Genomic DNA, 7,683 nt, shown 5'->3' on the forward strand with positions numbered 1-7,683 from the left:
TCGGTGGAGCTGCATGACAAAGTCATCGGGCATTATCTGAACATAAAACACTATCAATAAGTTGGAGTCATTACCCGCTCCACGATATAATGATATCGGCAACGTATTCAGCATCCTGAGCATGAGTCAGAAGGTGATCCGCCTTACCCAACGAAATGAAACTCTTGGGATGCTTTGCTGCTTTGAATATTTTTTCGGCCTGCTCAATTAACACAGTATCATCTTCAGTCGCATGAAAAATAAGCAGAGGCTTGTTCATGGCGAACACCTTATGAGCGATTTTGTGTTCCTGAATATTGTCCAGCATCTGTTTCTTTAAGGTAAATACCCGCCCGGCCAGCTCAACGGGATAGGCTCCATGCTGGTTAATGTTTTCAACATCATCCTTAAAAAGACGTTTTACGTGTGTCAGTTCTCCGGGTGATCCTATGGTGACAACGGCCTTTGCCTCAGGAACTTCGCCGGCAATAGACAGAATGGCCGATCCCCCCAGGCTATGGCCGATGAGCAAAGAAGGCGCTTCGTACTGTCGGCGGAGATAATCTACCGCGCAAAGCAGGTCCGAAATATTGGATGAGAAGTTGGTGTTGGAAAAATCCCCTTCGCTGTTTCCCAGACCAGTAAAATCAAACCGGAGAACGGCGATAGCATTCTCTGTCAGTTTCCGCGCAATACGCGCCGCGCCTTTGAGGTCTTTGCCACACGTAAAACAATGAGCTAACAGCGCAAACGCTTTAGGATTTTCAGGAAGTTCAAGCAATCCGGCCAGTTCTTCACCAGCCGCATTTTTGAACGTAAATTTTAGTTTTTTCATAGGATATTCCAGGTCTTAAACTGATTTCATATGTTTGATCGCAGGGAAAAATAATCTTCTGCTCTGCATCTGGCATTACGCGTTTTCCTTCCTCTACTGGGGATGTGAAACAGAATTCATTCCGAATGCCTGTCCTCACCTTCCAGTTTGAAAGCTGATTATTGCTTCCTGTTCGGTGATCACTTACGCTATGCTACCAACTAGATGGTAGTTTACAAGAATTTTATGAGGTCTCACTGAATGGCCAATTGCGCGCTCATTCTTAAAATATCCCTGGCAATGCTGGCGTTTGCTGCAAACTCTATTCTGTGCCGTCTGGCCCTGCTGGGGGGCCACATTGATCCCCTTTCATTCAGCAGCCTCAGGCTGGCCAGTGGTGCACTCGTCCTGTCACCTTTCTTGTTTTATCACGCAAAAACTACATTATCGCTGTGGCGTCCGCTGAGCGGATTTTACCTCATGGTGTACGCAGTGCTCTTCTCTGTCGCCTATATCCATCTCGATACCGGGGCAGGTGCGCTGTTACTTTTTGGTGCCGTACAGTTTGCGATGGTGATCCACGGATTATTTAAAGGGGAATCACTCTCCGTTATGCGGGCTTGCGGTTTAGTTATTGCTCTGGCAGGAATTGCTGCCCTGCTGTTACCCGCGCTGGCCAGCTCAATCGCCAGATTACGCGTCAGGGCATGCAGACCCGCTTTTGCCATTGAATAGGCCGAGGCCGGCGAGTCACCCAGTGCAGCCTGAGCACCAATCGAACCGACGTTGACGATAGACCCTTCGAGCTTCGCGGCGAGCATGTTCTTCACGACATCCTGTGTAATAAAGAACGTGGCTCGGTTCAGCGAAAGATACATGTCATAATCGGCAAAGCTGTGTTCGGTAAATCCTTTGGGCATGAAGATACCGGCGGCATTCACCATCAGGCTGATATCGCGATGGTGAGCATTAATTTCCTGACGGATAGTTTCCATACCTTCTTCGGTCATCAGGTTCGCCGCGATGACCGCAACCGGTCCCAGAGGGCTCAGTTCTTTTTGCACCGCTTCGGCTTTGTCTTTTTTATTCCCGGTCAGCACGACACTGCCGCCCGCTTCCAGTACCATGCGTGCCACGGCCAGGCCCATGCCGCTGGTACCGCCGACGACGAGCAGTTTTTTACCTTTGAAAAAAGTGTTCATTTTCTGACTCCATTACTGGTGGGTAAGACGTTGCCGGCAGCGTGAAACTGCCGGCGGTTGACGGATTAAATACTGCAGCCATCCGTTCCGCAGGTCTGACCCGCAGTGGCTGAAAATTCGGTTTGCTGTTCATCCCAGACCTGACGCAGGGCATTCAAAAAGTTATCTGCTGCCTGAGCCCCGCTGATGGCATATTTTTCGTTCATCACAAAAACCGGAACGCCGCTGAGGCCAATAGACTGTGCGTGGGCTTCATCGTCGGAAACGGTGGCGCGAAAATCGTCATTTTCCAGGGCGGCTTCAGCGTCAGCTTTCGGCATACCGGCTTCTACGGCCATGGCAACGAGCTGCTGACGGTCAAAGAGAGAGCGACCTTCGGTGATACTGCCATGATAAAAACGTTCTTCCACTGCGTCCGCAATTCCGGCCTTACGCGCGGCAACCAGCAGGGTGTGTGCATCTTCTGTATCACCAAACATCATGCCGTCGAAGTTGTAGATCAGACCTTCAGATTTACCGGCGGTGCCCACCTGATCCATCATCAGCTCCGCTGAATGCTGACTGCCCAGCTTTTTAACGATGGCATCCTTAAAAGGCATCGCGGGAGTACCACCGGCCAGACGGTAGCTGTGATGGCGGATCACCACCTGGTCGCGAAATTCAAAGCGATTCAGACCCTGTTCAAATCTTTTTTTAGCAATCCAGCACCACGGGCAGACCAAATCTGACCAGATATCGATGGTAAGGGTGTGTTTCAGCGTTTGCATAATGATTCCTCAAAGACGTTGGGCGGTCGGATCTCACTGATCAGAGAACCGCGACCGTATGGGATTTATTGCGCCTGCCAGACCGGGTAATCGGTATAGCCTTTTTCCGGGGAACCACTGACGCCGTAGTAGGTGGCGCGGTCACTTTCTGCCAGTGGCCAGCCGTTTTGCATTCTTTCAACCAGATCCGGGTTAGCGATGTAGGGCACACCAAATGCCACCAGATCCAGCTCATCATCTTCCAGAGCCTGCTCTGCGATATCACGGGTAAAACCGCCGGCAGCGATGATGGTGCCTTTAAACGTGTTGCGAAAACGGCGGCGGAAGCCTTCCGGAAGTGGCGCTTTGGTGTACACCGGCTGATAGTAAAGGTGTACGTAGGCCAGTTCCCGCTGACCGAGCGCGTCGGTGATGGCTGACCAGGTTTGCTCTTCACCTTCATACGGCGCGAGGTCATAAATGCGGCCGAACGGTGACAGGCGCACGGCAACGTGGCTGTTACCCACGGCTTCCGCCACGGCGTCAATGGTCTCCAGCAGGAAACGCTGACGATTTTCCACCGAGCCGCCGTATTCGTCGGTGCGGGTGTTCAGTTCGCTACTGAGGAACTGGTCAAAGATGAATCCGTTTGCCGCCATGATTTCCACGCCGTCAAAGCCGGCTTCCATCGCCAGGCGTGCGGAGTGCACGAAGTCTGCAGTGATGCGTTTAACTTCATGCGTTTCCAGCGCGCGTGGCTGGCTTGGTACAACCGGGCCCGGTTCTCCGGATTCGGTCAGCGCAAAAACGGTGGTATTGACCGCCTGAACGGTGCCCGCTGAAACCGGCGCTATGTGGCCTGGCTGAAGAGAGACGTGAGACATACGGCCGACGTGCCAGAGCTGCGCGAAAATACGGCCACCTTTGGCGTGAACCGCTTGTGTCACCTTACGCCAGCCCTGGACGTGTTCGTCGTTGTAGATACCAGGGGTATAAAGGTAACCCCGGCCTTCTTCTGAAACCGGCATCCCTTCGGTGATGAGCAGGCCAGCAGAAGCACGCTGTGCATAGTACAAAGCCACGACCTCATCCGGCACCTCATTCATGGTGCGGGTGCGGGTCATCGGTGCCATGACTACACGGTTTTTTAACGCCAGGCCAGACAGATTGTAGGGGGTGAAAAGCTTACTCATCGTATACCTCACAAAAAACAAAAAGGAGTATCCCGGCAGGGATTTGCACAGCCCGGCAGTATCATCGACTGGACATCGCGCACTGGAGTTGCATAAACATCTGATGGGTGGCAATATACAAACCATCTAGTAGGTAGGTCAATGGCTGTGTCGTATTTTTTTGTCATAACGCAGCCATTTCTGAATTGTCACTCATTTTGCGAGGTCATCACCATGCGTACATTAACAGCTTATAACGAAGATAATTTCCGCCAGATAGAGCAGTACAAAGGAATATCGGTGGTACGTTTCTCTGCACCCTGGTGTCCGCCCTGTCAGGCCAGCGAAGAAATGTTCAGTCAGTTTGCAGACCGGCTCGATAGAGATATTCAGGTGGGGAAAGTCAATGTAGATCAGGCGCCGGTGCTGACAACCAAATACGAGATCTGGGGGCTGCCGTCTGTGCTGATATTTCATGAAGGGCAATTAGTTAAACGCATACCGGGTGTGAAACCTGCATCGGTATATGCTCAGGCTATTGCGGACATAAAAAAAGGGCAGTAATGCCCTTTTAACATGGAATTTATTAATGCTTAACCGCGTGCCTGACCGACGGCATCCAGAGTGCGGGCTGAATAAATGACCGCCGCGCCAGCGTTGAGGTTAATCGCCACGCCCAGCGCTTCAGCAATTTCAGCGTCGGTTGCACCGGCTTTCACAGCGGCGTCGGCGTGAAAAGCAATACAGCCGTCGCAGCGGGTTGTGACTGCGCACGCCAGGGCAATGAGTTCACGCACTTTTGCGCCCAAAAGGTCAGTTTTGTTACCTGCGTTGCCCAGGGCAACCACGCCTTTCATGGTCTCGGGGGTCAGTTTGCCCAACTCGCCTAAACGTTGCATTAACTCTGAGCGATAGTTGTTCCAGTCCAGCATAGTGTCATTCTCCTGAATGAGGGGTATTAAGAAGCAGTTTTATATACTTAAGGCTGTTGGCGAAGACTTCGGGTCTGGCCGTTGCATGCGCCACTACGCTTGAGCCTTCACAGACATTAATGATCATCAAAGCAATATCTGATGGTTCGGCATGGGATGAAAACTCACCTGACTCCATGCCCGCCCTGACGACTTTTGTGAGCCACTCGATTTGCATATCGAAATAAAGTGATGTCTGTACAGTAATTGCCTGAGGCAGATTGGCGGTCTCTGCTGACAACGCACAACACAGTGGCAGTAGCGAAGCTTTATGGCTTTGCGCGAAGATATCGATGTAAGCCGCAATTCTTCTCTCCGCGCTTTTCTCAGTCGCCTCTATCTGCTCAAATACGCGTTGTGTATCAGAGAACGCCTGTATTACCACCTGCTCACCCAGAATATCTTTGGTCGGGAAATGGTGATGAATACTGGCCTTGGTGATACCCACTATTTTTGATAAATCAGCATAGCTGAATGCTGAATACCCTTTTTCGCGCATCAGGTGTTCTGCTTCGCTGAGCAGCCGTTCCCGTGTCATGGTTGTCATAATCACTCCATATAATCTACTAGTTGATAGATTATATTATTGCTATTTTTCCGTAGCAAGTTGTATCACTGACTCAGTATCGTGCAGAGCTGAACGTCACTGCCATCCTGCATTCTGAATGGCAGCATTACATCTCTGACATCACGCCAGGCGTGTAATCATTTCAACCGGATTAGCCAGAGTATCGTGGATTGGCGAATTCTTTTGCATTTCGCTGACCAGCGCTTCTAACTCCTCGCGACTGGCGGTCTTGCTCGTAAGGTGAACATCGACGCGAATAGATTTCGCACCTTTACGCACGTTGCTGTCCAGCCCAAGGAAGCCGTTGAGGTTGATATCGAAATTAAGATCCAGCTCGATACCGTCCAGGTCGATCCCTTTTTCAGCAGCCATCATGGTAAGGGTGGCGGTATAACAGCCAGCCAGCGCCTGCATGATGTATTCAGTCGGGCTCATGCCGGTATCGGTGCCGAGTAAACCTGCGGGTTCATCACCGATATTAGAAAATTTCCCCACACGGCTGGTATCGATAACGCCGTTCTGGATTGTGGCGCCGGTCTCTGTGCGAACGGTTAATCCGCCGCTGGAACGGGCTTTCATCTGGAAAGTCAGGTTACCCAGGCCAGGCTGGCTGCGAACTGCTTCACGGGTATTGTGGATCGCAGCTGCGTCTGCAGAAGGTTTAACGGTAGTAGACATAATGGCTCCTGTAATTTCTTGATAAAAGGTATAGCTGGTGTAATCAATACCAACCATCTAGTTGGTAGATTAATATCGCGAACCTCTTTTGTCTACTCTTTTATAAAAAATAGGGGGAAAAGAACCCAGCAGGCTGTTTTATTTCATAATAACCATTTGATTTTTTTATAATCTTCCCAGCCGCTCACTCTTGCAGCAATCCAGCCTTTACCCGAAGGATAGTCTGGCGGGTGGTATTAAATTCCCGGGCAATAGCACTGATACTGATGCCAGCATTTAGGCGCTCTGTCACTGTTTGCTTTTGTTCCTCGCTCAGGATGGGGGGGCGACCGAAGCGTTTTCCAGCCGCTTTTGCCCTCGCAATACCTGAATACGTTCGCTCAAGCAGCAAATCCCGCTCAAACTCCGCTACAGCAGAAATTACCTGCATAGTCATTTTTCCGGCCGGACTGGTCAAATCAACGCCTCCGAGTGCGAGACAATGAACGCGAATATCTAAAGCCGCCAGTTGCTCTACTGTTTTTCGGATATCCATCGCATTACGACCCAGACGGTCAAGTTTGGTGACAATCAGTACATCCCCATTTTCCATGCGATCTAGCAACCGGATAAATCCGGGGCGTTCGCTGGCAGCAACCGAGCCACTGATATGCTCCTCAATAAGTCGTTGGGATCTGATGGCAAAACCCGCCGCTTCAATTTCACGACGCTGGTTTTCTGTGGTCTGTTCCAGAGTTGAGACCCTGCAGTAGGCAAAAACACGTGACATGGGAAACTTTCCGTACGAAATGGATGTCCGAATTATAACGTGTGTCCGAAATTAATTTCACTAAGTTTCGGACATGTGCTGTAAGTGGTGTACGAAACCGACCGGTTTCGGTCACAGCGAACAAATAACAGATGAAAACTATACGCGAGGGAGGCATTTATGCCACGGCGACAGATACTGAGCAGCGAAGAGCAGGAACGCTTACTGGTTATACCAGATGATGAAATTATTCTGACCCGAATGTGTTTTCTGAACGAACCGGATATTGCGCTCATTAATAAGCACCGAAGGCCAGCGAATCGCCTGGGCTTTGCTGTATTACTCTGTTATCTGCGTGGACCTGGATTTATTCCGGACAAAAGCAGTGCTCCTCACAATGGCGTTGTATCCAGGGTTGCTTCCCGACTGAAACTTCAGCCTGATTTATGGCCGGAATATGCATCCAGAGAGCAAACCCGCTGGGAACATCTGACCGAACTTTATCGCTACCTGGAACTATCCCCGTTCAGCCGGTCAATGCAAAAAGACTGTATCCGTCATCTGCACCCCTATGCCATGCGAACTGACAAAGGATTTATGCTGGCGGAAGAAATGCTCAGCTGGCTACATAACAATAATGTTATTTTCCCTTCTGTTGAAGTGATCGAACGGACGCTTGCCGAAGTCGTCACGCTCGCTAACAGATCGGTATTTTCGACACTTACCGTGCAACTGGAAAAGCAGCATAAATCAGCACTCGACAGCCTGCTCATATCAGAGGGTGAACAACCTTCCCGTCTGGCAT

At 50.6% G+C, this 7,683-nt stretch carries 10 protein-coding genes and 2 pseudogenes; 4 read left to right on the forward strand and 8 right to left on the reverse strand.

Annotated features, from left to right (window positions below; translation table 11 throughout):
• Positions 1–60, forward strand: a 60-nt coding sequence (locus RYZ59_RS24910; protein ID WP_071528444.1) for an IS1 family transposase, incomplete at its 5' end; no start/stop codon positions are given.
• A 10-nt stretch (positions 61–70) separates the two neighbouring features.
• On the opposite strand, the gene RYZ59_RS24175 is transcribed toward RYZ59_RS24910, so the two are convergent.
• Positions 71–814 (reverse strand): alpha/beta hydrolase family protein, encoded by a 744-nt coding sequence (locus RYZ59_RS24175; RefSeq protein WP_040233173.1) that lies wholly within the window; start codon positions 812–814, stop codon positions 71–73.
• A gap of 240 nt (positions 815–1,054) precedes the next feature.
• On the opposite strand from RYZ59_RS24175, the pseudogene RYZ59_RS24180 reads away from it, so the two are divergent.
• Positions 1,055–1,462: pseudogene (locus RYZ59_RS24180) on the forward strand (EamA family transporter); the annotation flags it as partial.
• Here the strand turns inward: RYZ59_RS24180 and RYZ59_RS24185 are convergent.
• The 3 genes and pseudogenes from RYZ59_RS24185 to RYZ59_RS24195 all read right to left on the reverse strand — a co-directional run.
• A pseudogene (locus RYZ59_RS24185) lies at positions 1,459–1,995 on the reverse strand (SDR family NAD(P)-dependent oxidoreductase); the annotation flags it as partial. The pseudogenes RYZ59_RS24180 and RYZ59_RS24185 sit on opposite strands and share 4 nt — an antisense overlap.
• A gap of 65 nt (positions 1,996–2,060) precedes the next feature.
• The gene (locus RYZ59_RS24190) at positions 2,061–2,762 is read right to left on the reverse strand and encodes a DsbA family oxidoreductase (RefSeq protein ID WP_286562396.1); all 702 of its coding nucleotides are present in this window, start codon (positions 2,760–2,762) and stop codon (positions 2,061–2,063) included.
• 65 nt (positions 2,763–2,827) lie between these two features.
• Positions 2,828–3,934 (reverse strand): alkene reductase, encoded by a 1,107-nt coding sequence (locus RYZ59_RS24195; protein WP_000039982.1) that lies wholly within the window; start codon positions 3,932–3,934, stop codon positions 2,828–2,830.
• 213 nt (positions 3,935–4,147) lie between these two features.
• Between RYZ59_RS24195 and RYZ59_RS24200 the strand changes: the two genes are divergently transcribed.
• Entirely contained in the window at positions 4,148–4,477 is a 330-nt protein-coding gene (locus RYZ59_RS24200; RefSeq protein WP_002431133.1) for a thioredoxin family protein, read from the forward strand.
• A gap of 29 nt (positions 4,478–4,506) precedes the next feature.
• Here the strand turns inward: RYZ59_RS24200 and RYZ59_RS24205 are convergent, their stop codons facing one another.
• From RYZ59_RS24205 to RYZ59_RS24220, 4 genes are all read right to left on the reverse strand, one after another.
• On the reverse strand, positions 4,507–4,845 hold the full coding sequence (locus tag RYZ59_RS24205; RefSeq protein WP_000888080.1) for a carboxymuconolactone decarboxylase family protein: 339 nt from the start codon (positions 4,843–4,845) through the stop codon (positions 4,507–4,509).
• A 4-nt stretch (positions 4,846–4,849) separates the two neighbouring features.
• Positions 4,850–5,431 (reverse strand): TetR/AcrR family transcriptional regulator, encoded by a 582-nt coding sequence (locus RYZ59_RS24210; protein ID WP_000210409.1) that lies wholly within the window; start codon positions 5,429–5,431, stop codon positions 4,850–4,852.
• Between the two features lie 141 nt (positions 5,432–5,572).
• Complete coding sequence (locus RYZ59_RS24215) at positions 5,573–6,130, reverse strand: OsmC family protein (RefSeq protein ID WP_000108589.1); 558 nt, start codon at positions 6,128–6,130, stop codon at positions 5,573–5,575.
• 184 nt (positions 6,131–6,314) lie between these two features.
• Complete coding sequence (locus tag RYZ59_RS24220) at positions 6,315–6,899, reverse strand: recombinase family protein (RefSeq protein WP_012695450.1); 585 nt, start codon at positions 6,897–6,899, stop codon at positions 6,315–6,317.
• Between the two features lie 159 nt (positions 6,900–7,058).
• Between RYZ59_RS24220 and RYZ59_RS24225 the strand changes: the two genes are divergently transcribed.
• A partial coding sequence (locus tag RYZ59_RS24225) for a DUF4158 domain-containing protein (RefSeq protein ID WP_318051091.1) occupies positions 7,059–7,683 on the forward strand: 625 nt, incomplete at its 3' end.

Origin of the sequence: Citrobacter sp. HN-141, from assembly GCF_033341895.1 — a bacterium.
Classification (GTDB): Bacteria; Pseudomonadota; Gammaproteobacteria; order Enterobacterales; family Enterobacteriaceae; genus Citrobacter.